This is a genomic window from Streptomyces halobius (genome assembly GCF_023277745.1).
Lineage (GTDB): Bacteria > Actinomycetota > Actinomycetes > Streptomycetales > Streptomycetaceae > Streptomyces > Streptomyces halobius.
This window is the reverse complement of the sequence record NZ_CP086322.1, coordinates 1786505-1808729: the sequence shown is the minus strand read 5'-3', so window position 1 is coordinate 1808729 and position 22225 is coordinate 1786505. Positions and strand designations below refer to the sequence as shown.

General features: G+C 70.2%; 18 protein-coding genes. 11 read left to right on the top strand and 7 right to left on the bottom strand.

Annotated features, from left to right (window positions below; all coding sequences use genetic code 11):
- Positions 1–51: 51 nt before the first annotated feature.
- Positions 52–792 carry a TioE family transcriptional regulator gene (locus K9S39_RS08590; RefSeq protein ID WP_248862731.1) on the bottom strand — a complete coding sequence of 247 codons (741 nt, stop codon included), beginning with the start codon at positions 790–792 and terminating at the stop codon, positions 52–54.
- Positions 793–882: 90 nt separating this feature from the next.
- Here K9S39_RS08590 and K9S39_RS08585 point away from each other — a divergent pair, with 90 nt between their 5' ends.
- The gene (locus K9S39_RS08585) at positions 883–2046 is read left to right on the top strand and encodes an erythromycin esterase family protein (protein ID WP_283112296.1); all 1164 of its coding nucleotides are present in this window, start codon (positions 883–885) and stop codon (positions 2044–2046) included.
- Positions 2047–2155: 109 nt separating this feature from the next.
- On the opposite strand, the gene K9S39_RS08580 is transcribed toward K9S39_RS08585, so the two are convergent.
- From K9S39_RS08580 to K9S39_RS08565, 4 genes are all read right to left on the bottom strand, one after another.
- Entirely contained in the window at positions 2156–3151 is a 996-nt protein-coding gene (locus tag K9S39_RS08580) for an ABC transporter substrate-binding protein (protein ID WP_248862730.1), read from the bottom strand.
- Positions 3152–3235: 84 nt separating this feature from the next.
- Positions 3236–4075 carry an ABC transporter ATP-binding protein gene (locus tag K9S39_RS08575; RefSeq protein ID WP_248862729.1) on the bottom strand — a complete coding sequence of 280 codons (840 nt, stop codon included), beginning with the start codon at positions 4073–4075 and terminating at the stop codon, positions 3236–3238.
- Entirely contained in the window at positions 4072–5193 is a 1122-nt protein-coding gene (locus K9S39_RS08570; protein ID WP_248862728.1) for a FecCD family ABC transporter permease, read from the bottom strand. The genes K9S39_RS08575 and K9S39_RS08570 overlap by 4 nt, the downstream gene beginning before the upstream one ends.
- The gene (locus tag K9S39_RS08565) at positions 5190–6212 is read right to left on the bottom strand and encodes a FecCD family ABC transporter permease (RefSeq protein ID WP_248862727.1); all 1023 of its coding nucleotides are present in this window, start codon (positions 6210–6212) and stop codon (positions 5190–5192) included. The genes K9S39_RS08570 and K9S39_RS08565 overlap by 4 nt, the downstream gene beginning before the upstream one ends.
- 177 nt (positions 6213–6389) lie before the next feature.
- Between K9S39_RS08565 and sbnA the strand changes: the two genes are divergently transcribed.
- Genes sbnA through K9S39_RS08525 form a run of 8 tightly spaced genes read left to right on the top strand, consistent with a single transcriptional unit; the run spans position 6390 to position 17181 of the window.
- On the top strand, positions 6390–7430 hold the full coding sequence (gene sbnA / locus K9S39_RS08560) for a 2,3-diaminopropionate biosynthesis protein SbnA (protein WP_248862726.1): 1041 nt from the start codon (positions 6390–6392) through the stop codon (positions 7428–7430).
- 55 nt (positions 7431–7485) lie between these two features.
- Positions 7486–8523: a 2,3-diaminopropionate biosynthesis protein SbnB gene (gene sbnB, locus K9S39_RS08555; RefSeq protein WP_248862725.1), complete on the top strand. Its 1038-nt coding sequence runs from the start codon at positions 7486–7488 to the stop codon at positions 8521–8523.
- Between the two features lie 10 nt (positions 8524–8533).
- A complete protein-coding gene (locus K9S39_RS08550; protein ID WP_248862724.1) occupies positions 8534–10327 on the top strand; it encodes an IucA/IucC family protein in 1794 nt (597 codons plus the stop codon).
- Complete coding sequence (locus tag K9S39_RS08545; protein ID WP_248862723.1) at positions 10327–11601, top strand: MFS transporter; 1275 nt, start codon at positions 10327–10329, stop codon at positions 11599–11601. The genes K9S39_RS08550 and K9S39_RS08545 overlap by 1 nt, the downstream gene beginning before the upstream one ends.
- On the top strand, positions 11598–13307 hold the full coding sequence (locus tag K9S39_RS08540; RefSeq protein ID WP_248862722.1) for an IucA/IucC family protein: 1710 nt from the start codon (positions 11598–11600) through the stop codon (positions 13305–13307). Before K9S39_RS08545 ends, K9S39_RS08540 begins: the two co-directional genes overlap by 4 nt.
- Positions 13304–15136, top strand: a complete 1833-nt coding sequence (locus tag K9S39_RS08535) for an IucA/IucC family protein (RefSeq protein WP_248862721.1) — start codon at positions 13304–13306, stop codon at positions 15134–15136. The genes K9S39_RS08540 and K9S39_RS08535 overlap by 4 nt, the downstream gene beginning before the upstream one ends.
- Positions 15136–15912 carry an HpcH/HpaI aldolase family protein gene (locus tag K9S39_RS08530; protein ID WP_248862720.1) on the top strand — a complete coding sequence of 259 codons (777 nt, stop codon included), beginning with the start codon at positions 15136–15138 and terminating at the stop codon, positions 15910–15912. The genes K9S39_RS08535 and K9S39_RS08530 overlap by 1 nt, the downstream gene beginning before the upstream one ends.
- A gap of 60 nt (positions 15913–15972) precedes the next feature.
- Positions 15973–17181: a type III PLP-dependent enzyme gene (locus K9S39_RS08525; protein ID WP_248862719.1), complete on the top strand. Its 1209-nt coding sequence runs from the start codon at positions 15973–15975 to the stop codon at positions 17179–17181.
- Between the two features lie 25 nt (positions 17182–17206).
- Here the strand turns inward: K9S39_RS08525 and K9S39_RS08520 are convergent, their stop codons facing one another.
- Positions 17207–17941, bottom strand: coding sequence for a helix-turn-helix domain-containing protein (locus K9S39_RS08520; RefSeq protein WP_248862718.1), 735 nt, complete (start codon positions 17939–17941; stop codon positions 17207–17209).
- 521 nt (positions 17942–18462) lie between these two features.
- On the opposite strand from K9S39_RS08520, the gene K9S39_RS08515 reads away from it, so the two are divergent.
- Positions 18463–19590, top strand: a complete 1128-nt coding sequence (locus K9S39_RS08515; RefSeq protein WP_248862717.1) for an HAD family hydrolase — start codon at positions 18463–18465, stop codon at positions 19588–19590.
- A 674-nt stretch (positions 19591–20264) separates the two neighbouring features.
- Here K9S39_RS08515 and K9S39_RS08510 read toward each other — a convergent pair.
- Positions 20265–21719 carry an MFS transporter gene (locus K9S39_RS08510; RefSeq protein ID WP_248862716.1) on the bottom strand — a complete coding sequence of 485 codons (1455 nt, stop codon included), beginning with the start codon at positions 21717–21719 and terminating at the stop codon, positions 20265–20267.
- Between the two features lie 86 nt (positions 21720–21805).
- Between K9S39_RS08510 and K9S39_RS08505 the strand changes: the two genes are divergently transcribed.
- Positions 21806–22192, top strand: coding sequence for a MarR family winged helix-turn-helix transcriptional regulator (locus tag K9S39_RS08505; protein WP_248862715.1), 387 nt, complete (start codon positions 21806–21808; stop codon positions 22190–22192).
- The last annotated feature ends 33 nt before the right edge of the window (positions 22193–22225 follow it).

Here is a 22225-nt window from a genome sequence, read left to right as displayed (position 1 = left end):
CGAAGTCTCCTGTGAGTCCGGTTCTCCGTAGGTGAGTGACGCGGGTGCGCGTCAACGAGAGGGTGGTGTGACCGCGAGCTGCTGGGGAGCAGCCTGGTTGAGCAAGGTCAGATAGTGGCTGAGCTGAGTGGCCGAGTTGAGCATGGCGAGCCCCTGCGCGGTGAGCTTTCGTTGCCAGTCATCCAGGGCACTGGAGAGTCTGTCTGTGCCGCCGGCTGTTCGGATCTGTTGGACCACGGTGGATATGTGGTCCAGCGGGTAGCCCCCGCGTCTGAGGAGGTGGGCGAGCTCGGCGTCGCGGATGTCGTTCGCGCGGAAGACGCGGTATCCGGTGGCTGGGTCGCGTGAGGGGGCGAGGATGCCGGCGCCCTCCCAGTTGCGCAAGGTTGCCGGGGTGAGGCGGAGCTGGTGGGCGAGTTCGCCGATGGTTCGGGTATCGGGATCTGCTGAGGGGTCGGGAGCAGCGTCCGACCCCGTCAGGTGATCCATCGCTTTCCCCACCGCATCGAGGGTGTCCCGGTCGCGGAGCAACTGGCTGTGGCCACGGTCGATGATCATCAGGGCGTCGTCGAGTTCGTCGTCGTGGAGTGCGTTCATGATCTGGCCGCCGGCCGAGTGCCCGTACGCCGGAATGAGCGAGAGGTAGGCGCGGAGCGCTGCCGTATGCACCGCGGTGTAGATCCGGTAACCGCTACGTGTGCGCTCAGCGGGTGGGATGAACCCGTCCCGCTCGTAGTTGCGGACCGCCTGGGTCGAGATGCCGTGCTCGCGCGCGAGGTCAGAAGGTCGCATGGCTGTCACCGACTTGAGGCTTCGGAGTATGACTGAGCGGCGAAAGCTACAGGAGTCTCAACCGGCCTTTCAAGGATACGATTGAGGCACATGACCCAGGAAATTCAAGACTTCGTCCCTCCGTCATGTGACCTGTTGGCGCTCGGTGAGCCGACGCACCAGGAACCGGCCTTCGCGCGGGCCCGTAACGAACTGTTCGTTCAGCTGGTCGACCGCGGTTTTCGGTCGATCGCCATCGAGACCGATCGCGTGGCCGCGCTCGCCGTGAACGACTTCGTCCAGGAGGGAGTGGGAACCCTCGACGCGGCGATGCGCGAAGGCTTCTCGCACGGCTTCGGAGAACTGGACGCCAACCGGCAACTGGTTGCCTGGATGCGCGAATACAACGAGAGCCGCCCCTCAGAAGACAGAGTGGCTTTCCACGGCTTCGATGCTCCGACGGAGAACTACAGTGCACCCAGCCCGCGGCGCTACGTCGAATACGCCCGCGACTACCTGCGGCTCGACCTCGACCTCAGCCTCGATCTCGCGCACCTTCTCGGCGATGACGAACTGTGGAGCCGCCCGGAGGCGGTCATGGACCCGGCCCTGTCGCTCGGCGCTACACCCGAGGCCGAGCGGCTGCGCTCGATCGCCGACGACATGCTCTGCTCGCTCTACGCGCGCGCCCCGGAACTGATCGCGACAACATCACGCGCCGAGTGGCTCAGGGCCGAGACACACCTCTCCGCCGGTCTCGGCCTGCTGCGCTACCACAAGCAGGCGGCACAGCGCCTCGAAGGGGCTGCCCGGATGGCCCGCCTGCTCGCCACCCGGGATGCGCTCATGGCCCGGAACCTCCTCGATATCCGTGGCGTCGAGGCCGGCCGCGGAGCGACCCTGGTCTTCGCGCACAATCTCCACCTGCAGGGACAACCGAGCACCTGGCGGATGGGGGACAGGGACGTCACCTGGTCCGGCGCCGGTGCCATCGTGGGGTCCCTGTCGGGCGAGCAGTACACCTTCGTCGCCGGCAGCCTGGGCCGCAGCGAAGCCCTCGGGCTTCGAGAGCCCGAGGCGGATACCTACGAGGGCTTCCTGCAGCGCCGTATCACCACCTGGGGCCTGACAACGGCCACCACGGTCGCTTCCGCCCGCACGCGCACCGACATCACCCCGGAGCAGGGCTACTTCCCTCTCGACCAGGCGATCCTCGACGCGGCTGACGCGGTCCTGCACATCAGCGCCGGCACGGTGCCTTCACGGCCGCGATAGCGACCGAGCCGCGTTGTCCCTACGTCCGTGGGGCGCGTGGGCGGGTGAGTGCTCAGGCGGACGAAAGAAGGGGGTGGTTCCGGCGGGAACCACCCCCTGTCAGGCGAACTCAGTCGCGCTGCGGATCGACGCCGAAGATCTTGGCCATGTCGTCCAGCACGATGTTGGCGCCCTGCAGGCTTACCGAGAGCATCCACGTGGCGTCGTTGACCTCGTGGACCTGGTTGTTCTTCACGGCGTCGAGCTGACGCCACAGGGGGTTGCGGAGGAAGCGCTCCTGGGACTCGTCGCCGCCCTCGTAGGTGGACACGAAGATGTGGTCGCCGTCCGCCTTGCGGATCTGCTCCTCGCCGACCTCCACCGCGAACTCGTTGACGTCCTGGGCCTTCGGCCGGGCCAGGCCCATGTCGGAGAGGACGATGCCGGTGAAGGAGGCGTTGCCGGTCAGCCGGGTCGGGCCGTCCATGAACCGCACGACCGAGATCTCGGGGTTGTCCGCCTTCTTGTTGACGGCCTTTCCGACGGCGGCGGCCCGCTGCTCGTAGGCGGCCAGCGCGTCGGTCGCCTTCCGCTCCGCGCCGAGCGCCTCGCCGAGCTTGGTGATGTTGTCCTTCCAGGTCGGGCCGGTGGTCTCGACGAACACCGTCGGTGCGATCTCGGAGAGCTCGTCGTAGAGGGCGTCGTGGCGGATGCTCGCCGAGACGATCAGGTCCGGTTCGAGAGCCGCGATCGCCTCAAGGTCGGGCGACTCAAGGGGACCGACCCGCTTGACGTCCTTGACGCTGTCGCCGAGGTACGGCGGGAAGGTCTTCTTTTTTCCGTAGCTGCCGACGCCGGCCACCAGCTTGCCGTCGAGTGCCAGGGCGGCCTCGACGAGGCTGGGGTCGAGAGCGACGACTCGCTCGGGGCGTGCTTCCAGCTTCGTCGTGCCCTTGTGGTGCTTGACGCTGCGCGGGAAGGCGGAGTCGGCCGTTGCCGCCGGCTTGGCCCCCGAATCCTTCTTCGTCGCTGAGTCGTTGCCGCACGCGGTGATGCCCGCTGCGAGGGTCAACGCGGCCACGGCGGCAGCCACGCGGGCGCCGAGCTGCCGGAAAGGTGAATGCACGAAATGCCTCCTTAATTTAGGTAAGGCAATCCTAATTTCTGGCGGACTGTACTCCACTTTGGTGACGGCCGATAGACGTGCCGCTCACACTGCGCGACCTACCGGGACGACCAGCGGTGTCCCGGTGACGGGGTCGGGCACGATCTGTGACCGCAGGTCGAATACCGTGGCCACCAGCTCTTCGGTGACGATGTCGGCGGGCCGGCCGGAGGCAACCACGGCGCCTGCTCGTAGCGCGACGAGGTGATCGGCGTACCGGCATGCCTGGTTGAGGTCGTGCAGCACCATCAGGACGGAGCGCCCGTCTTCGCGGTTGAGCCGCTGGACGAGCTGGAGCACGTCGATCTGGTGGGCGATGTCGAGGAAGGTGGTGGGCTCGTCCAGCAGGAGCCAGGGGGTGCCCTGGGCTATCACCAGAGCGAGCCACGCGCGCTGTCGTTGGCCGCCGGACAGCGCGTCCACCGCCTCGTCGGCGAGGCCGACCAGATCGGTCGCCTCCAGGGCCGCCGACAGGACGGCTTCGTCCTGCTCCGACCACTGGCGCAAGAGTGATGTGTGGGGGGTCCGTCCGCGACGGACGAGGTCGCGGACGGTGAGTCCCTCCGGTGAGACCGGCGACTGCGGGAGCAGTCCGAGACGCTTGGCCACCTCCCGGGTGCGCATGTGGTGCACGTCGTGTCCGTCCAGCAGTACATGTCCCGACGCGGGGCGCAGCAGGCGGGCGAGGGCGCGCAGGACGGTCGACTTGCCCGAGCCGTTCGCCCCGATCACCGCGGTCACGGCACCGTGGGGCGGTGCGAGGTCGAGGCCGGGGACCACCACCCTGTCCGGTCCGTAGGCGAGCCGCAGACTTTCGGCGCGCAGACCCGGCGCCGGGGGCGAACTCGCGGCCGATTCCTGGGGCGTCGAGGTCGTCGAAGTCATCGCGTGCCTCCTGAACGTATGACGAGCCACAACAGGTACGGCGCTCCCACAAGGGCGGTCACCGCGCCGACGGGGAGTTCGACGCCGGGGATGGCGAGGCGTGCGAGCAGATCGGCGGCGAGCACCATGGCCGAACCGGTCAGCGCGGACGCGACCAGCGGCACGCCGGGCGTACGCGTCAGCCGCTTGGCGATCTGCGGGGCGAGCAGGGCCACGAAGTCGACCGGCCCGGCGGCCGCGGCAGCCGTCCCCGTGAGCCCGAAGGCGACGGCGAACAGCCCGACTTGGGTGCGCGCGACCGATACGCCGAGGGTGGCCGCGGACGGCTCGCCGAGAGCCAGCGCGTTCAGTCGTCTGCCCAGCGTCAGGGCGATCGGGAGCAGTACGAGCAGCGCTGTCGCGACCCCGGTCACATGTTCCCAGCCGCGGCCGTGCAGGCTCCCCACCAGCCAGACCGCCGCTTTGGTCGCCTGGTCGACGTCGCCGGTCGCCAGTCCCCAGTGCACCAGGCCGATGAACGCCGCGTGGCAGATGATCCCGACCAGCACGACCCGGTGCGTGCTGAACGTCCGGGGGGTTCCGACGCCGCCGCGGGACCCGCCGACCACGAGGACGATCGCCGCGGCGACGAACGCCCCGGCGATGGCCCCCATCGGCACGGCGATCTGCGACAGTTCGGCCGCCGCGCCGCCGTATCCGAAGGTGGTCCCGCCGAAGGCGAGCAGTACCAGCACGCCGCCGAGGCTGGCTCCCGCGGTCACGCCGAGCACGTCCGGTGCCGCGATCGGATTGCGCGTGACCGCTTGGACCAGCGCCCCCGCCAGGCCCAGAGCGGCACCGACCAACACCGCCACCATCACACGCGGCAGACGGAACTGTTGCACCGTCAGGACGGTGGTGTGATCGGCCCGGCCGGCCAGGCCCGACAGCACATCGTCGAGCGGGATCACTCGGGTGCCGGCGGCGATGCCGGCACAGAACAGGACCAGCACCAGCGTGAACAATGCGAGCGAGACGGCGACTGTCCGCGGACGGAACAGTACGCTCGCCGAGCCCCGGCGGAACCGGGCCACCAACGACGGGCCGGAGCGGACGAATACGGCCTCACGTGTGTTCACGGTCCCGCTCCCGCCACCTTGGACTTCCTCAGCAGAAGAAGGACGAGCGGCGCGCCGACCAACGCGGTCACCACACCCACCTGGAGCTCGGCCGGGCGGACCACCACCCGGCCGACCACGTCGGCCGTCACCAGGAGGCTCGCGCCGAGCAGGGCCGCGTAGGGCAGCAGCCACCCGTGCCGGGGGCCGGTGATGGCGCGCGCGACATGCGGAACGACCAGACCGACGAAGCTGATGGGGCCCGCGGCCGCCACCGCGGTCGAGGTCAGCAGGACGACGCCGGCCCCGGCGAGCAGGCGTGCCCGGTTGACGCTGACGCCGAGGCCACGCGCCACGTCCTCGCCCAACGCGAGGGCGTCCAGGCCGCGGGCGGCAAGCAGGGTCAGCGACAGCCCGGCGAGGATCACCGGAGTGACGACGGTCAGGGTGGGAGTCCCTTTGCCGGCCAGGGCGCCGACGAGCCAGTAGCGGTACTCGTCGAGGGTCTGCGCGTCCAGCAGGACCAGCACGGAGATGACCGCGACGATCAGCGCCGACATGGACAGGCCGACGAGCGCCAGCGAGGTCGGCGCCATCCCGCCGCGCCCGTATCCGGCGAGGGACAGCACGGCTCCGCCCACCACCGCGGCGCCGACCGCCGCGAGCACGATCTGGGGCGCGAGTGAACTCACCCCGAAGACGAACGACCCGAGGACGATCGCCAGGGCCGCGCCGGAGGAGACGCCGATGAGGGCCGGATCGGCCAGCGGATTGCGGGTGATCCCCTGGGCCAGTGCTCCCCCGACTCCCAGTGCGGCGCCGACCAGCACGCCGAGAAGAGTGCGGGGCATCCGCTGCTCCCACACGATGATCGACGCGTCCGTCTCGCCCTGCACGGCCAGCGCACCGAGCACATCGGACAGCGACAGGGCACGACTGCCCACGGAGAGGCCGAAAGCGATGGTGACGGCGAGCAGGGTGAGGACGGCTAACGCACCGACGGCAAGCCGAATTTGCGGCGAATTGCTCGGCGTAGGCATGGGGGCCAATGTAAGGCATCCCTAAGTTCACTGGAACCTCCTACCGGAGAGTAGTCGGTGCGATGCGGATTGTGTTGACAGTAGTTAAGGCCAGCCTTACCTTGCTTGCGGGCTCGTCAATTGTTCGTGCATCCACTTCCGCTCCGATCCGGGGCAGTGACTCGTCGAGGGAGCACCGTGCCTGCCGAAGCAGCCGTCGATACCGCCCGTCCGTCCCCTGAGCGCGAGTCAGTCCGCGAGTCGGTCCGCGAGTCGGTGTTCGACTGCGTGGGCAACACTCCGATCGTCGCCCTGCGGCGGCTGTTCCCCGATCCCGGCTTCGAGGTGCTGGCCAAGCTGGAGTTGATGAACCCCGGCGGCAGCATGAAGGACCGGTCGGCGCGCCACATCATCGAAGCGGGGCTGGCCGAGGGGTCCATCCGTCCAGGAAGCACGGTGGTGGAGAGCAGCTCCGGCAACTTCGGTATCGCTCTGGCGATGGCCGCCCGCATCCACGGTTTGCGGTTCATCTGTGTCGTCGACCCCAAGACGACCAGCGCCAATCTGACGCTGTTGCGCCAGCTCGGCGCGACCGTCGAGATCGCCTCCGAGCCGGACGCGGCGGGTGGCTACCTGCACAACCGGATCCGCCGCGTCAAGGAGCTGCTGGCCGAGCTGCCCGGCGCGATCTGGGCCAACCAGTACGCCAACGACCGGAATTGGCAGGCTTTCTACCACGGCACCGGAGCCGAACTGGTCGAACAGCTGGTCCGGCCGCCGTCGTACCTGTTCGCGCCGGTGAGCACCACCGGCAGCATCCTGGGCTGCTCCCGCCGGCTCCGGGAGCGCTTCCCCGCCCTCCGCGTCATCGCGGTCGACGCGGTGGGGTCGGTGATCTTCGGCAGCCCGCCCGCTCACCGGGAGATTCCCGGCATCGGGTCGAGCCGCGTCCCGGAGCTGTTCCGGCCCGACGAGATCGACGACGTGGTCCATGTCGACGACGTGGAGGCCGCCGAATGCTGTCGCGACCTGCTTGCCGCGGAAGGAATCCTGGCCGGCGGTTCGAGCGGCGCGGTGGTCGCGGCGATCCGGCGCACCCGTTCCCGGCTCGCCTCGACCGGCCGTGTGCTGGCGATCTTCCCCGATCGCGGTGACCGCTACCTGGACCTCGTCTACGACGACGACTGGCTGGAACGGATGCGCTCAAGGCGGACCCGGGCGACGTCAGCAGCCCACTGACGTCCCGCCCGCACGACGTCGGACGCGCCCTCACCACCGCATCGAAGGAGAAGTCATGCCCGCCTCCACGACGCCGGCTGACGCAGGCAAGCCCCGCATCCTCTACCTGAACCGCGGCGACATCTCCTCGGTCGGCGGTGACCGTTCCGACCTCTATGTCCAGGCCCTGGCCGACGCCTTGGTACTGCACGCCGAGGGCAGGACGATCCAGCCGCTCAAGCCGTACCTGCGGGTGCACGGCAAGGAGGGGCACATCGCCGACCGGATCATCGCGATGCCCGCCCATGTGGGGGAGCCGGGGATATCCGGCCTGAAGTGGGTCGGCAGCAAGCACGACAACCCGGCGCGCGTGGGCCTGGAGCGTGCCAGTGCGGTGACGGTGCTGAACGACCCCGCCACGAACTACCCGATCGCCATCGTCGAGGGCGGCCTGATCAGCGCGTGGCGGACCGCCGCGGTGACCGTGCTCGCGGCCCGGCACCTGGCGCGGAAGGACTTCACCGATGTCTCGCTCATCGGCTGCGGTGTGATCGGCACCGCCCAGATCACCGCCCTGCTGCAGCAGTTCGGCCATATCTCCACGGTGCACCTGTACGACTGGCGGCGGGAAGCCGCCGACGCGCTGGTGGCCCGTATCGCCGCGGAGTACCCGGAAGCCACCCTGACCGTGGCCGACAGCGCCGAGCAGGCGGTGCGCGCAGGTGACCTCGTCGTCCCCTGCACCGTGACGGACCAGCCCTACATCGAGGCCGGCTGGCTCAAGCGCGGGGCCTTTCTGTCCAACGTGTCCATCATGGACGTCCACAAGGAGGTCTTCCTCGCGGCGGACAAGGTGGTCGTCGACGACTGGGAGCAGAGCAACCGCGAGAAGAAGATCATCAACCAGCTGGTGCTCGAAGGGAAGTTCTCGCGCGAGCAGCTGCACGCCGAGCTCGGTGAGATCCTGGCGGGATCGCGTCCGGGGCGGGAGACCGACGACGAGGTCATCGTCCTCAACCCCATGGGCATGGCCGTCGAGGACATCGCCTGCGCCGCCGAGGTGTACCGGCGGGCGCTCGACGCGGGCGTGGGCACCTGGCTGGACCTGTACTGAGGTACCGGCGATGACGTCCTCCGACCCGATCGAACTGGTCCTGCGCGATCTCGTCGACACGCTGCTGCAGGAGAACGTGGCCGGGGCCGCGGACCTGACGACGGTGGTGGACCACGCTCCGGTACCCGGGGCCGAGCTCGGCGACGGCGAAGTCTGGTGCCGTATGGGAACGCTGGCGTTCCGCGGGCGCGCCGGTGGTGCACTGCAGCGCCATCGCTTCTCCCGCGGACCGGTCTGGCACCTCGGCACCGACGTGCGGCCGCGGTCGCTCACCCCGAGTGAGGTCCTGACCGCCCTCCACGAAGGGCGGGACGGGAGCGGGATACGGACGGCCGAGGTCGCCGCCGACCTGCGGGCCGCCGTCGACCACGCGGCGGTGACGCTCGGCGGTTCTGCCGCGCTGCCCCACCGGGCCCCCGGACCCGGCGGTCTGCTGGCGGGCGAACGCTTCGCGGCGACCAGGAACCGGCCGTTCCATCCGACGGCGCGGGCGGCGTCGGGCTGGTCGGCCGCCGAACTCCGGCGGTACGGCCCCATGCGCCGGGCCGCGCTCGGCATGGACTGGGTCGCGGTCCGCCGTGACCGCCTCCGGCTCGGTACCGGTGACGCGTCGAGCGGGCTCGCCCAGCTGCTGCTGGACGACCGGGAACTCCAGCTGCTGGCCGAGGGCGCGCGCCGCGCGGGCGTACGAGAGGAGGACTACCAGCCGGTGCCGGTCCATCCGTGGCAGTTCGAGCACGTCCTGCCGCGGGAGTTCGCCCCGGAGCTGGCGGACCGGGAGGCCGTACCGCTGAGCCGAGGACTCGGCCGCTTCCATCCGACGTCCTCGCTGCGCACCCTCACCACGTCCCCGGAGTCGGGTCTGCACCTGAAGCTGCCGCTCGGCGTCGCCACCCTGGGCGCCGCCCGGCTCCTGCCACCCCGTTACCTGGACAACGGCGAGCGGGCGCAGGAGTGCATGGCGTCCCTGCTGCGGTCCGATCCCGGCCTCGGCGCCCTGGCGCGGGTCTGCGACGAGCGGACGTGGTGCGGCTGGCGCGCTCCGGGCGGCGACGACGAGTTCGCCGACCGACCGGGCCACCTCGCCGCCCAGATCCGCCGCTACCCCGCGGACCTGTTCGACGATCCGGGTGCGCTGGTGCTGCCGATGGCCGCCCTGGCGGCGCACGAGTGGGACGTCCTCACCCCGGCACTCACCGCGGCCGGGTTCGACGGCGCCGACCCGGCCGGCCTGTTCCGCGCCGTAGCCGAGGCGTTCTGTGCGATGGGGTTCGGCTTTCTGCGCCACGGGGTCCTGCCGGAGATGCACGGCCAGAACGTCGTCGTCGTGCTGGCCGACGGCGCGGTACGGCGGTTCGTCCTCCGGGACCACGACACGCTGCGGCTCTGTCCGGACTGGATGGCCGCCGCGGGTACAAAGAATCCCGGATACCGCATCAAACCGGGCGCTCCGCAGTCGCTGACACTGTCCGATCCCCGGGCCCTGCTCGCATATCTGCAGACATTGGGGTTCCAGGTGAACCTTTACGGCATCGCCGACGCGCTCGCCCGCCACCACCGGATCGACGAGCGGATCTTCTGGTCCGAGCTCCGCGCGGCCGTCACCGCCTGCCTGGACCGGCTCCGGCTGCCCGAGCAGGTCGCCACGCTCGTCGACGACGCGGTGCTGCGCGCCGGGGAATGGCCCAGCCGGCAGCTTCTGGCGCCGCTGCTCCGCCAGGGCCGCTCCTCGGGCGTCAGCATGCCGGCAGGCGTCGGACGGGTGCCGAACCCGCTGACGCCGGCCCCCGCGGTGGTGCGGTGATGCCCGGCACAGCAGCCACACCACAGGCCGCCGACCGGCGGGCGTTCCGGATCCTGTGGTTCGGCCAGTTCGCCGCCATCGCGGGGCTCACCGTCGTGGTTCCGCTGCTGCCGTTCTACCTCGCCGGGCTGGGACTGCCCGCCGGGGAGGTGGCGTGGTGGACCGGGGTCTCGCTCGCCGCGCCCGCGGTCACCCACCTGCTCTGCGCACCGCTGTGGGGCGTGGTCGGCGACCGGTACGGGCACAAGGCCATGGTCGTACGGGCGCACGCGGGCCTCGCCGTGGCCGTCGGCCTGATGGCACTGGCCGACACACCGGGCGAATTCCTCGCCTGCCGGCTCCTGCAAGGCGCCTGCGGCGGGGTCGTCGGGCCCACCGCGACCTACGCGAGCACGCTGGCCGGGCCGCACCGCCGTGGGCGCGCTCTGGGCGGCCTCTTCGGGGCGACCGGCGCCGGGTCGCTCCTGGGTCCCCTGCTCGGCAGCATGCTCGCCGGCCGCTTCGGGTACGGCACGTTGTTCGGTTGCGTGGCCGGCCTGCTGCTCGTCGCCGCCCTCCTGGCCCTGAGCATGCTGCCCCACCGCAGGACCGTCCGGGGGCAACGGCCGGAAGCCGGCGAGCGGCCCGCCCTGCGGGAGGTGCTCGGCCGTATCGTGGCCCATCCGCTCAGCCGCACCCTCGTACTGGCCGGGCTGCTGGGCCAGGCCGCCGTCTTCGCCCTGGTCGTCGTCCTCGCGCCGCGGGTGGAACGCCTCACGACGTCGGTGTCCTCGGCGACCGTCTGGGTGGGCGTACTCCAGGCGACCACCTGGGCCGCGGCCCTGGCCGGCGGCCCGTGGTGGGGCCGGCGCAACGACCGCGGCCCGGCCCCGGTGAACTTCGCGGTCGCCGCCGCGTGCTGCGCGCTCGCCGTCGCCCTGCAAGGACTCCCCACGGCACCGGAGTTCCTGGTGCCGCTGCGGCTCGTGCAGGGATTCTGTTTCGCCGCACTCGTCCAGTCCGTGCTGCACGTGGTGTGCCAGACCGTGCCCGAACAGGCCCGCGGAACCGCGCTCGGCACCACCACCGGTCTGCTCGACATCGGCCAGGTGTGCGGCCCGCTGCTGGGAGCGCTCGCAGCCGGTCTGCTGCCCCTGTCCGGAACCTTCGTCGCCATCGGCACGCTGCTGATCGCAGCGTCGGCCCTCGCCGTACTCGGCACGCGCCTACGGCGGGCCCATCCTCGTCCCCCGGCGACCGACGCCGTCCCGGTCCTCCCCGAGGTGAAGCCATGACGTCAGCTGAGTACGCGACCACCACCACCGCCGCGCGGTCCCGCGCCGAGCAAGCGGCGCGCACACGACTGCTCAACACCTATCTCCGGGAATCCGGCACGACTCTGGGCACCACCGGCGACGACCTCGGCCGCGTCGAACTGCCCGCCACCGGCTCCGCCGTGGTCCTCGCCGTGCGCCACCGGTCCGTGTTCGGCCACCACGAGTACGGCAGTCAGGTGTGGCGGGAACAGCCCGACCGACGACGTGTCCCCGTGGACCACGACGACGTGGTGCGGCTGCTGCTCGACGAGGTGGACGCCCTCGCGGCCAAGGAGTTCGCGCAGGCCTTTGACGGCACCGACCGCAAACGCGAACTCGCCGAACAGATCGAGAGCAGCATCGCGGCCACCTCCCGGTACCTGCGGCACCGGCGACCATGCCCGGCCGACCCGCACGGCATGAGCCGGCACGCGGAACAGTCCCTGGTGTTCGGCCACCCCTTCCATCCGACGCCGAAGAGCACCCAGGGGTTCGGTGCCGACCTGGAGCGCTACGCACCCGAGCTCGGCGCGGCATTCGTCCCGCACTGGTTCGCGGTGAACCGGCGGATCCTGCTGGAACGCAGGGTGGCGCCCGGCCCCTGGACTCCCGCTCCGGTCGCCGCGGCAGCCGGACAGGTGCTCGGAGACGGCCAGGACCACGCGCTACTGCCGGCGCACCCGTGGCAGGCGGAGTACCTGCTGAGCAACCCCCGGGTGGCGCAACTCGTCGCGGACGGATCGCTCGTGGCCCTCGGCGCGCTCGGCCCGGAGGTCTACCCGACCTCCTCGGTGCGCACGGTCTGCGACCCCGCCCTCCCGACCTTCTTCAAGCTCCCCTTGCACGTGCGGATCACCAACTTCATCCGCAACAACCCGGTTTCCCATCTCGTCCGCGCGACCGACGCCGGCGCCCTCGTCGCCGACCTCGCGCCGAGCTGGGAGCATCCGGGATTCGCCGTACTGGTCGAGACCGGATTCCGCACCGTGGACCCCGCCGTGGTCGGTGACGACCTCGCCGCGGACTTCTCCGTGCTGTTCCGCGAGAACCCGTTCACCGACGGCTCGGCCGCCCCGCGCGTGCTCGCCGGCCTGCTGGAGGACCGGGACGGCGACGTGCCGGACCTGATCCACGAGGTCCGCCGCTGCGCACCGGACCCCGGCGCGGCCTCCGAGGCCGACCACGTGGCGGAATGGCTGCGACGTTATCTCGGCATCTCCCTGCTTCCGCTGCTGGAGATCTTCGACCGGGACGGCGTCAGCTTCGAAGCCCACGTGCAGAACTCGTTGCTGCACACCGAAGGCGGATGGCCCACCCGGTACTGGGTCCGGGACATGGAAGGCACCAGTGTGAGCAGGCAACGGCTCCGTCCAGGGGCCGTCCCCCCGGACAGCCCGCTGCTCTACGACCACGACGAAGCATGGCTGCGCCTGCGGTACAACGCGGTGACCAATCACCTCGGCCACCTGATCAGCGTGCTGGGGCGGTACACCGACGCCGACGAGCCCCTGCTCTGCCGCGCGGCACGCCGGACCCTCGCGACGAGCCGCAGCGAGACGGCGGCCGACCTGCTGCGGCGGCCGGTGCTGCCCGCCAAGGCGAATCTGGTCAGCCGGTTCGCCGGACGTGGCGAGAGCCCCCTGTACGTGGATGTCCCCAACCTGCTCTTCGAGGTGAGCCCATGACGATCCCGACCCGCCGACTCGTGGTCGACGCGCTGCGTGCACCGACCTATGTGACCGTCCGGCGCAGGCTGTTCCGCCAGCTGCTGGAGTCGCTGGTCTACGAGGACGCGATCCGCGCGACGACCGCCGAGGACGGATCGTGCGTCGTGGACGGCAGCGACGACCAAGGGCACGCGGTCCGTTATCTGTTCACCGCCCGCCGCAGGTACGGCTTCGACCGGGTGGCCCTCGGGCCGGAGCCGGTGCGGCGGGCGGCGGCGGACGGCACGAGCGTCGAGGCGGACTCGGTGACCCGGTTCCTCGGGGAGACGAGGCAGGCGCTGACCGCCGACCCCGAGTGCCTCGCCCGGTTCTGCCGGGAGCTGGAGGCCACGCTGGTCAAGGACGCGCTGGCCCAGCACATCCGCCGCAGCCGGGGCGATGCGCTCGCCGAACACGACTACGACACCCTGGAAGGAACGGTCACCGACGGGCACCGGTACCACCCCACCTACAAGTCCCGTATCGGTTTCGACCTCGACGACCACCTGGCGTACGGGCCGGAGTTCCTGCGCCCGATACGGCCACTGTGGATCGCCGCCCGCCGTGACATCTCCCGGGTGGCGATATCCGGAGCGCTGGCCGAGGACGACTTCGTGGCCACCCAACTCGGCCACGACACCCTGAAGGCGTTCCGGCTCCTGACCGGCGAAGCGGGCCAGGACCCCGGGGACTACACCCTCCTGCCGGTACACCCCTGGCAGTGGCGTGAACAGATCGCACCGACGTGGGCGGACCAGCTGCGCCGCCGCGAGATCATTCTGCTCGGCGACGACCCGCACACGTTCGCCGCGCAACAGTCCATCCGCACGCTGAGCTGCCGGGACGCGCCCGAACGCCCCTACCTCAAGCTCGCGTTGTCCATCGTCAACACCTCGACGAGCAGAGTGCTCGCCCCGTACACCGTGGGCAACGCCCCCGCGGTCTCGGACTGGCTGCGCGGCGTGGTGGCGCGCGACGCGTTCCTGCGGGACGAGTGCCAGGTGATCGTGCTCGGGGAGGTCATGGGCACCGCCGTCGACCCCCCGCCCGCCGCCGACCTGGTCCGGTCCGACACGTATGGGACCCTGGCGTGCATCTGGCGGGAGAGCCTGCACCCCTTCCTCCGGCCGGGCGAACGGGCGGTGCCCTTCACCGGGCTGACGGCACGGGAACGGGACGGCACCCCGGCGATCGACCCGTGGATCGGCGCGCTCGGCGTACGCGGCTGGCTGCGCCGCCTGGTACGGGCGAGCGTCCTCCCGTTGCTGCACCTGCTCTTCCGGCACGGCATCGCCTGCGAGTCGCACGCCCAGAACATGGTGCTGGTACACGTCGACGGGGTGCCGAGGCGGGTGGCGCTGAGGGACTTCCACGACGGCGTCCGTTTCTCCCGGGCCCACCTCGCGGAGCCGGACGCCTGCCCGCGGCTGGCGGGCCCCCCGCCCCACCACGTCAACGCCAACTCGTTCCTCGAAACCGACGACCTCGACCAGGTCACCGACTTCCTGCTCGACGCGTTCTTCTTCATCAACCTCGGGGAACTCGGGCTGTTCCTCGACGACGCCTACCAGCTCGACGAACGGGACTTCTGGTCGACCGTACGGGACGAGATCCGCGCCTACCAGAAGCGCTTTCCCGAACTCGGTGACCGCTTCGAGCTGTTCGACGTCTTCAAACCGGCCGTCGAGGTGGAGAAGCTGACCACCCGCCGACTGCTGCCGGACACCGAGCTCCGGATGCACACGGTGCCGAACCCGCTGGCGGAACCGGCCATGCGGCGGCAGCCGCACAGCGTGGGGGGCCGCTGATGCTGAAAGCCAACGCGGTCAAGCGCAAACTACGCGCAGGGCGGGAGATCTACGGCCTGTTCTGCTCGATCCCCGCGCCCGCCCTGGTCGAGATGATCGGTTGCGCCGGATACGACTTCGTCATCCTGGACAGCGAGCACACACTGGTCGACCCCGAGTGCCTGGAGAACCTGATCCGGGCGGCCGAAGCCGTCGGACTGACGCCGTTCGTCAGGGTCCCGGAGTCGGATCCGGGTGCCGTCCTGCGCGCGCTGGACGCGGGCGCGATGGGGGTGGTCGTGCCGCACATCCGGTCGCGGTCCGATGTGGACGCGGCGGTGCGGGCCGCCCGGTACGCGCCGGAGGGGATGCGCAGCCTCAATGGCGGACGTGTGCCGGGCTTCGGCCTGATCGACCTGACCGAGTACATCCGGCTGGCCAACGAGGAGGTCATGGTCGTCGCGATGATCGAGGACGCCGAAGGCGTCGACGCGCTGCCGGAGATCCTGGCCGGCGGCGGGGTCGACCTCGTCCTCGAAGGCGCGGCCGATCTCTCCCAGTCCTACGGAGTGCCCTGGCAGACCCGTCATCCCAAGGTGACCGAGGCCCTGCGGCGGACGCACACGGCGTGCGCAGAGTCCGGCGTGCCGTTCTGTGCGATTCCGCGCGCCCGGGAGGACCACGACGCATGGCGGAAGGCGGGTGTCACCGCTTTCGTGCTGGGGGAGGAGCGGGGGCTGGCGGCCCGCGCGCTCCGCGGGCGCCTGGACGAGCACCGCCTCCAGGACGGCCCATGACCGAAGGCGGGACGGACGGGAGTGTGTCATGACCGATGACGGGACGGATGGGAAAGCACCATGACCGACGACGGGCTGACCAAAATCATCACCGACCGCGCGGGTCGTGACGAACCGCTCTGTCTGTACGCCTACGACCTCGACGCGCTGACCGGCCACGTGGAGCGGATGACCGCACAACTCCCCAGCCGGTGCCGTATGTTCTACGCGATGAAGGCCAACAGCGCGGCGCCGATCCTGCGGGCGCTCGCACCCCTGGTGGCCGGTTTCGAGGCGGCATCCGGCGGTGAGCTGGCCAAGGCGCGGGCGGTGGACGCCGACACCCCCCTGCTCTTCGGCGGACCGGCGAAGACCGACCAGGAGATCGCCGAGGCCCTGCGCCATCGGGTCACCCGGTTCCACGCCGAGAGCGTGCTCGAACTCCACCGGATCTCGCAGGCCGCGGCCGAGGCCGGCACCACCGCCGACGTACTGCTGCGAGTGAACCTGTCCGGCCCGTTCCCCTCCGCGACTTTGGCGATGGCCGGGCGGCCCACCCAGTTCGGCATCGACGAAGGGATCCTCGCCGACGCGGTCGGCGCCGCCACGACCCTGCCCGGTCTGCGATTCACCGGCTTTCACCTGCACTCCCTGTCGAACAACCTCTCCCCGGAGGCGCATCTGGACATGCTGCGCCTGTACCGGGAGAAGGTGCTGGGCTGGGAGCACGCGTTCGGCATCCGGAGCGAGGTCCTCAACGTCGGCGGCGGCATCGGCGTCAACTACGCCGATTTGGAGGGCCAGTTCGTCTGGGCGCGCTTCACCCGCGGGCTGGCCCGGCTGGTGGAGGACTTCCCGGCGCACTGGCGGGAGATCGACTTCGAGTGCGGCCGCTTCCTCGTCGCCGCCTGCGGCAGCTACGCCGTCGAGGTGCTCGACGTGAAACGGAACCACGGCGTGCCGTACGTCCTGGTGCGCGGCGGGAACCACCACTTCCGGCTGCCGTCGTCGTGGCAACACAGCCATCCGTTCACCGTGCTGCCGGTCGATGAGTGGCGCTCGACGGCACCCCGGCCCGAGCTGCGCGACGAGTCGGTGACCGTGGTGGGTGAGCTCTGCACCCCCAAGGACGTGCTGGCCCGTGATGCGCAGGTGTCCCGGGTACGGGTGGGAGACGTGCTGGTTTTCAGCCACGCGGGCGCCTACGGCTGGGAGATCTCGCACCACGACTTCCTCTCACACCCGCACCCGCACCATGTGTTCGTGACGGACGGTGGTGAGTGCCGTTGAGCCGCTGCCCCCGACCCGTAGTTGCTTATCGCCGCCTGCCGTCTCGGCCGGAGGAGGCGATGGTCTGGTCGACGCCAGGACCGGCCAATCCGTATTCGTCTCTTCGGACCAGCCGGTATCGCATGGCCCGGAACGGCGCTCGCTTGCGTTCCCGGCGGCTGGCCCGCGCTTGCATCCCGATCTTCTGCGCCTGTTTCATCTGCTGGGCAAAGGAAGGTTTCCGCTCCCTGTACCGATAGAAGGTCCATGGGGACGCACCGGCTCGGGCCGCGGCCTGTTCAACGGTCTCGCCCTCCCGCAGAGCTTTCAGGAACACCTCTGCCCGAGCCGTGGTGATGCTGGGGAGCGGTCGTTCGGTCTCGGCCTCGACCATGCTGCGCACGGCATCCAGCGCGGCTCTGAAGAGCTGGTTCCTTGCCCTCCAGGAATAGAGCGTGCCGCTGGGGACGCCTGCTGCGCGTGCGGCATCGGCGAGGGTCATCCCCGTAGCCACACCACGCAGCACTTCGGCCCGCCGCTGGATCGCCATCTCCTCCCGAGAGGGAAGGCCCTGCCCCGCGAGGGCAAGGGCGGGGCGGGGGTTGGAGTGTGGCGCACCCATATCAGGCCGCCTCGGCGGGCGGTGGCGCCGCGAGGTGCGTGTCATGGGCGGGAGAACGCCCGGCGTCGGCGCGGCCGCCCCCGGGTGCGTCTCGACCGCTCCGTCGAGCTCGCCGAAGGCATCACGGGACAAGTCTTCGTCGCCGATGCCGAGATCCATGCCCATGGCGTCCCCTCGCCGAACCTGGACACCGGTGCGGTGGGCAACGCCACGATCCTCAACGCGATCACCGGGCGGGAGAACGCGATCACCGGGCGGGAGACCCCCGACTACCGAAACGGAGCGCGTTCACGAGCTTCGCGGCTCCGCGACAGGCGTCATGCCTCCTCGTGCCTCCGTTCCCGCTACGCCGTGTCCAGCTTACGTCAACTCGTACCGAAGATACGGCAGATGGGCCCTTATGGGCAGATGCTCGGATCGACGGCGCCGGGCCCGTGCACGGGCGGAAGTCCCGCACCAGGTGGGAGCGGTCGCAGTGCCCGCACTCGGCGGCGGTCCGGGCCAGGACGGGCGGGGCGGGCGCGACGACGGCCGTGCGATGTCGAGTGGGATTACCCCTGTTCCGCCGCCTCACACCCCCGTTCGTGGTGACGTCGATCATGGGCAATCAACGCGCGGCCGCATACCATTGCCCGCCGCTCCGGACGGGGCACCGCACAGCTCTCAGAGGAACGGAAACCATGGCAATACGGGCAAAAGGCAAGCTTGCGATCTTCGGCACCGCGGGGGCGCTGGCGGCCGCGGTCTTCGCGGGCAACGCCCTGTGGCCGGGCGGCGGCGAGGCCGAGGCCGCCGGGTCGGCGTCGCACGTCGCCTCGGCGGAGCTCAAGCACTGGCCCAAGCCCGTGGCCGAGAAGCTCGGCAAGGTCATCGCGGACCACGACCACAAGGGCGCGTACGCGGTCTTCGACGCGGACAACACCACGTATCGCAATGACCTGGAAGAGGCCCTGCTCCCCTTCCTGGAGATGAAGGGCGTCCTGACCCGCAAGACCATGGACCCGTCCCTGAAGGTCATCCCCTTCAAGGACACGGCGGCCCACAAGGAGAGCCTCTACAGCTACTACAACCGCCTGTGCGAGGTGGACGACCAGGTCTGCTACCCCTGGGTGGCGCAGATCTTCTCGGGCTTCACCCTCAAGCAGCTCAAGGGGTACGTGGACGAGCTCCTGGCGTACGGCAAGCCGATCCCCGCCGAGTACTACGAGGACGGGAAGCCGACCACGACGCAGGTCGAGGCCCCCCGCCTCTCCCGGGGCATGCAGGAGCTCTACAAAGCGCTGCGCAAGCACGGCATCGAGGTGTACGTGGTGAGCGCGGCCTCCGAGGACCTGGTGCGCATGGTCGTGGGCGACCCCAAGTACGGCTACGGCGTGAAGCCGGAGAACGTCATCGGCGTATCGATGCTCCTCAAGGACCGCAAGACGGGCGACGTCACCAGCTCCCGCAAGGAGATCGCGTCCGGCCGCTTCGACCCGAAGAAGCTCGCGGGCCATGAGCTGACGCCGAAGCTGTGGGCCCCGCTGACCTGGTACCAGGGCAAGCCCGCGGCGATCAACACCTACATCGACGAGTGGCAGCAGCCCATCCTCGCGGCGGGCGACACCCCGAAGAGCGACGGCCCGATGCTCTTCCACTCCGCGGACGTGCGGAACGGCGGCGTCCGGGTCTGGGTGAACCGCAAGGAGAGCTATATGAAGGAGCTCGACGAGATGAAGCGCTCCAACGCCGAACGCCAGAAGGAACTGGGTCAGAAGGTCACGGCGGACAAGCACTGGCTGACGGTGACGCCGGAGCAGATCGGCTGAGCCGCTTCCTGCGGACACGAGGTCTGCTCTGCCGATCCGGTCAGCTCTACGGTGCACAAGCCGCCGGGCTCGGCCTTCGGGCGGGAAGCCGCGACACCGCCGAGAACAGCAGGCGCAGATACGGGAGGTACGGGACGATTCCGGTCCGGTCCGGGGCGCGCAGGACGGCGTTGATCTCCCGGTGGAACGCGGACTCGCGGGTATAGAGGCAGAGGGCGGCGATCGTGTCGGCGGACAGGCTGCCGGCCGCTTCGTCCGCCCGCCTCTTGTCGGTGCAGCTCCATGGTGGACGCGATGAACGCGCCCATGCGTTCGGCGATGTCGCCGGGCGGTCGGACGGTGTCCTCGCGGCCCGAGCCGATGCACGTGGCCGCGTCCGGCTGCGCCTCGATGACGGGCTTCAGCGGCCCGACCCACTCCCGGGGCCGGATGGAGGGCCGGGGCCGGATGGACGGCGGTGTCGACGCGGTCATCATGCGAGCATCTCGGAGCGGGTATCCAGGCCCGTTCGCCGAGCGGGCGCGGGCGTGCGGCGCAGGCTGTCGAGAGAAGCTCGCGCGCCGCATGGTCCTGTGGGCGGGAAACAGGGAGCGCGCGGCGCGTGTTTCCCGCCCACAGGCAGGAGAGCCGGTTAGGGCTTGATGACAACCTTCAGGGCTTCGCGGTCGGCACCGTCAGTCGACGAGGACGAGCTCCGGCTCAGCCGCGGGTGTATCGGCGCTGCGGCGCCGTCCCAGCACCCCCGACAGTGCGATGAGCAGGCCGATGGCTGACAGTGCGGTGACGGTGAGCAGGGCGGGGGTGAAGCCGGCGAGCAGGGCGTCGGGACCGGTGTGGCCTTCGCCGCCGGTGGTGAGGGCCGCGGTGACGACAGCGAGCCCTATCGCACCGCCGACCTGCATCGAGGTGTTCAGCAGGCCGCCGGCCAGGCCCTGCTCGTGGTCCGGGATCCCGGCGGTGGCCTGGATGTTGAGGGACGAGAAGGCAAGGGTGAACCCGATACCGAGCAGGACCATGCTGGGCAGCACACCGACGGCGTACGGGGCGTCCCGGTCGATGACGAGGAAGAGCACGTACGCGATGAGGTGAGCGATGACGCCGCCCGCGATGGTGCGCGAGGTACCGAGCCGTTCGATCAGGGGCTCCATACGCGGCGAGCCGAAGGCGACGATCAGTGCGGCCGGAAGGAAGCCGAGCGCGGTCTGGAGCGCCGACCACTGCAGCACCTGCTGGAAGTAGAGCATCACCACGAACTGGAAGCCGATGAAGCCGCCGAAGAACACCGTCGCACCGAGGTTGGCCCGTGCCAACGGGCCCGAGCGCAGGATGCCGAGACGGACCAGCGGATGCGCACTGCGGCGTTCGATCACGACGAAGGCGATCAGCAGCACGGCGGCGAGGGCGAACTGGACCAGTGTGCTCGGCGCGGCCCAGCCGGCCTCCGGCGCCTGGACGACGGTGTAGACGAGCAGCAGCATCGCGGCGACCGAGGTGACCGCGCCCGGCAGGTCGTAGCCGCCGGAGGGCCGGGGCCCGTCCTTGGGCAGCAGACGGCCGGCCGCGGCCCAGGCGATCAGCGCGATCGGTACCGGCAGGAAGAACGTCCACCGCCAGCCGACCTGGGTCAGCAGGCCGGAGAGCACCAAGCCGGCCGAGTAGCCGCTGGCACCGAAGACCGCGAAGAAGCCCAGCGCCTTATTGCGTGCTGGTCCTTCGGCGAACGTGGTGGTGACGATGGACAGCGCGGCCGGTGCGGTGAATGCCGCCGCCATGCCCTTGAGTATGCGGGTGGCGATCAGCACGGCTCCGTCGTCGACCAGGCCGCCGACCAGTGAGGCCAGGGCGAACACGGCTACCGCGGTCAGAAAGACGCGGCGACGCCCCAGCAGGTCGGCGGCGCGTCCGCCCAGCAGCAACAGTCCGCCGTAGCTGAGGACATAGCCGCTGACGACCCACTGCAGCGCGCTGGTGGACAGGCCCAGGTCGGCCTGGATGGAGGGGAGGGCGACGCCCACCATCGACACATCCAGGGCGTCGAGGCCCACGACGAGGGAGGCGGTGAGCAGGATTCCCCATAGTCGTGCGTTCCACACGGAGGTGGAGGTGGACAGGGGTGCGGAGGAAGTCATGCCGCCCACGATCACATGCATACGCATCGAATGCAAAAGCATTTAAACCTGGTGCATCAAATGCTGACGCATGCTAACCTGGGCGCATGATCGGTAGCTCGGAGCAACAGTTGGTCGAGGAGTGGCATGGGCTCCTCGCCCGGCACGCCGCCGTGCACACCGCTCTTGAGCGCGAGTTGCAGGCGCAGCACGGCATCGGCGTCAACGAGTTCGAGGCACTCGAACGCCTCGCCTCCTCCGACCACGGCAAGTGCCGGGGCCAGGACCTCACCAGCGTGGTGCACCTGAGCCAGAGCGCCGCCTCCCGGCTGGTCGCCAGACTGGAACGCGACGGGCTCGTCGAGCGCGTCATGTGCGATCTCGACCGCCGCGGCATCTTCGTCGTCCTCACCGACGAGGGCCGCAAGCGCTACAGCGAGGCGAAACCGACCCACCGCGCCGTACTCGCGCGCACACTCCGCGACGACCACTGACCGGTCACCCGCACACGTTGTTCAGCGGCAGCC

Bases quoted from the DNA above. Each gene is read 5' to 3' on its own strand.
- K9S39_RS08590 (WP_248862731.1), bottom strand. From the start codon at position 792: ATGCGACCTTCTGACCTCGCGCGCGAGCACGGCATCTCGACCCAGGCG.
- K9S39_RS08585 (WP_283112296.1), top strand. From the start codon at position 883: ATGACCCAGGAAATTCAAGACTTCGTCCCTCCGTCATGTGACCTGTTG.
- K9S39_RS08575 (WP_248862729.1), bottom strand. From the start codon at position 4,075: ATGACTTCGACGACCTCGACGCCCCAGGAATCGGCCGCGAGTTCGCCC.
- K9S39_RS08565 (WP_248862727.1), bottom strand. From the start codon at position 6,212: ATGCCTACGCCGAGCAATTCGCCGCAAATTCGGCTTGCCGTCGGTGCG.
- sbnB (WP_248862725.1), top strand. From the start codon at position 7,486: ATGCCCGCCTCCACGACGCCGGCTGACGCAGGCAAGCCCCGCATCCTC.
- K9S39_RS08550 (WP_248862724.1), top strand. From the start codon at position 8,534: ATGACGTCCTCCGACCCGATCGAACTGGTCCTGCGCGATCTCGTCGAC.
- K9S39_RS08545 (WP_248862723.1), top strand. From the start codon at position 10,327: ATGCCCGGCACAGCAGCCACACCACAGGCCGCCGACCGGCGGGCGTTC.
- K9S39_RS08540 (WP_248862722.1), top strand. From the start codon at position 11,598: ATGACGTCAGCTGAGTACGCGACCACCACCACCGCCGCGCGGTCCCGC.
- K9S39_RS08535 (WP_248862721.1), top strand. From the start codon at position 13,304: ATGACGATCCCGACCCGCCGACTCGTGGTCGACGCGCTGCGTGCACCG.
- K9S39_RS08530 (WP_248862720.1), top strand. From the start codon at position 15,136: ATGCTGAAAGCCAACGCGGTCAAGCGCAAACTACGCGCAGGGCGGGAG.
- K9S39_RS08525 (WP_248862719.1), top strand. From the start codon at position 15,973: ATGACCGACGACGGGCTGACCAAAATCATCACCGACCGCGCGGGTCGT.
- K9S39_RS08520 (WP_248862718.1), bottom strand. From the start codon at position 17,941: ATGGATCTCGGCATCGGCGACGAAGACTTGTCCCGTGATGCCTTCGGC.
- K9S39_RS08515 (WP_248862717.1), top strand. From the start codon at position 18,463: ATGGCAATACGGGCAAAAGGCAAGCTTGCGATCTTCGGCACCGCGGGG.
- K9S39_RS08510 (WP_248862716.1), bottom strand. From the start codon at position 21,719: ATGACTTCCTCCGCACCCCTGTCCACCTCCACCTCCGTGTGGAACGCA.
- K9S39_RS08505 (WP_248862715.1), top strand. From the start codon at position 21,806: ATGATCGGTAGCTCGGAGCAACAGTTGGTCGAGGAGTGGCATGGGCTC.